This window comes from Microbispora sp. NPDC046933 (assembly GCF_040644635.1).
Taxonomy (GTDB): Bacteria; Actinomycetota; Actinomycetes; order Streptosporangiales; family Streptosporangiaceae; genus Microbispora.
The window spans coordinates 1-1,485 of record NZ_JBEYWW010000115.1 but is presented as its reverse complement, the minus strand read 5'-3'; the positions used below and the strand labels follow the sequence as shown (position 1 = coordinate 1,485).

Below are 1,485 nucleotides of genomic sequence, written 5' to 3'. Positions count from 1 at the left end.
GGAAGGAAAACATTTTGCTAAGCTTCATGATCCAAGTTTTAGGGAAGGGCGTCCTCAAAAATTTACCGAAGAACAAATTCAATTTGCTTATGAGTTAAAACAGCAAGGAATGACTTACAAGATGATTGAGCGAAAAACTGGTATCAGTATTGCGACTCAAAAACGAAGATTTATAAAAGCAAAAAATCAAGCTATTGACAAAGACTATTGAAATGTTATAATTTAGTTAACGAAGATTTGTGGGAGTGGTATCTCACAATAGGAACTGAGGAACTGCGAATTCCTCAGTTTTTTTGTACAAAAAACGCCCGGTTCTGCGAAACTGAGCGAATGTGGATTAATGGCGCTTACGTCGGTATTTTAACCAATCCTTGACCAGCTCAAGGATTACTCCAACCACAATAGGAGCGACTACTGATACGAAGATTTGCAGAAGCATTATCTCACCCCCTCCCTAAGGCATTTCTGCATTGGTAAGGTACGCCACTAAAAAGTATACCATAAAAAGGGAATAGATATGTGCGTAGTAGGAGATATCCAATTATCAAGAAAACTCCAATTTTTTGGAAAGTTAAATAATGTGTACATATTTTCGACAAACCATACATTAGAAATAATAAAAAAACACCGTAGAATTGTTTGATTCATACGGTGCTTTTTTTATGTCTAATTATTTAAGAGTAGTCCAATATTTTTATAAGTCATAATTCTAGTCCGCTTTTAAAATAGTAGTGTACTGGCTAAATTCCTCTAAGTGTTGAGGGCTAATCTGGTTATCTGTAATGATGGTATCGAGTTGATCTAGATTGTAGAAGTTAAAGAAATCGTATCGATCGAATTTAGTACTGTCTACTAATAAGAATTTTTCTACAGCATTGTTTAGGGCAAGTTGTTGAATCACACCTTCCTTGTCACTATATGTAGCAATAGAATTATGGGTAACAGCATTTGCACTAACAAAAGCTTTGGCAACTCTCATTGCTTTTAAATTTGTCGAAGCCATTGAACCTACAAAAGCTCCAGTTATTTCTCTATATTCACCGCCAAGAAGCAATAAATCAATGGTTTCGCTATCATTTAGAATCAAGAACACAGGGAGACTATTTGTAATGACACGAATTTTATAACATTTACGACCTTTCAATTCTAATGCCAGTTGTACAAGTGTAGTTCCGGGTCCAATAAAAATAGTATCGCCATCTTTGATTAAAGAGCAGGCTTTTTTAGCAATGTCAATTTTTTCTTTTGTATTTAGACTTTTCTTCTCGATATGTGTCTTTTCAAGTGGCTTTTTAGAGGAAAGCAATTGTGCACCACCATGAGTACGTGTTAAAAGTCCATCAGCTTCTAGAGCATCAAGGTCTCTACGGGCTGTCATATCGGAAATATCTAGTTCATCTATTATTTCTTTTATGGTTATGGTCCCATCAATCTTTAACATATCTAAAATTTTTTCTAATCGTCGTTTTTTGTTCATATGAAGAC

2 protein-coding genes and 1 pseudogene are annotated in these 1,485 nt (G+C 34.9%); 1 reads left to right on the top strand and 2 read right to left on the bottom strand.

The genetic code is table 11. The features are described from left to right. Positions 1–211 (top strand): annotated as a pseudogene (locus ABZ857_RS44205) (hypothetical protein); the annotation flags it as partial. Positions 212–337: 126 nt separating this feature from the next. On the opposite strand, the gene ABZ857_RS44200 reads toward ABZ857_RS44205, so the two are convergent. Continuing rightward, the gene (locus tag ABZ857_RS44200; protein ID WP_109009866.1) at positions 338–439 is read right to left on the bottom strand and encodes a type I toxin-antitoxin system Fst family toxin; all 102 of its coding nucleotides are present in this window, start codon (positions 437–439) and stop codon (positions 338–340) included. Positions 440–709: 270 nt separating this feature from the next. Next, positions 710–1,477: a DeoR/GlpR family DNA-binding transcription regulator gene (locus tag ABZ857_RS44195; RefSeq protein WP_023349246.1), complete on the bottom strand. Its 768-nt coding sequence runs from the start codon at positions 1,475–1,477 to the stop codon at positions 710–712. Positions 1,478–1,485: the final 8 nt, after the last annotated feature.

Bases quoted from the DNA above. Each gene is read 5' to 3' on its own strand.
- ABZ857_RS44200 (WP_109009866.1), bottom strand. From the start codon at position 439: ATGCTTCTGCAAATCTTCGTATCAGTAGTCGCTCCTATTGTGGTTGGA.
- ABZ857_RS44195 (WP_023349246.1), bottom strand. From the start codon at position 1,477: ATGAACAAAAAACGACGATTAGAAAAAATTTTAGATATGTTAAAGATT.